Raw genomic sequence first — 296 nt, forward strand, 5'->3', positions numbered from 1 at the left:
GGCGATCGTCAGATAGACGTGCAGGGGATCGGCGGTCTCGATGAAGACACCCTGTTTCTTGCCCTGCTCGAGCACCTGCGACAGCTCGCCGATCAGATGCGAATGCAGCTCCTTGAGCCGGACGGATTGGCGCAGCCACCGGGCGCGGTGCCGGTTTTCGGTGCCGAGCAGGCTCAGGAATTCCGGGTGCTGGAGGAAATAACGCCAAGTGAAGAGCGCGAGTTCGCCGATGCCTTCTTCGGGGCTGCGGTCGCCGATATGCAGCGCGCGCTCGGCCGTGCGGATGCCGACATAGG

The 296-nt window shown here is 64.2% G+C and carries 1 pseudogene; it reads right to left on the reverse strand.

Features of this window, described 5'->3' with window-relative positions:
• Positions 1-296: pseudogene (locus EOD29_RS31215) on the reverse strand (TetR/AcrR family transcriptional regulator); the annotation flags it as partial.

The organism is Mesorhizobium sp. M1A.T.Ca.IN.004.03.1.1, assembly GCF_003997555.1.
Classification (GTDB): domain Bacteria; phylum Pseudomonadota; class Alphaproteobacteria; order Rhizobiales; family Rhizobiaceae; genus Mesorhizobium.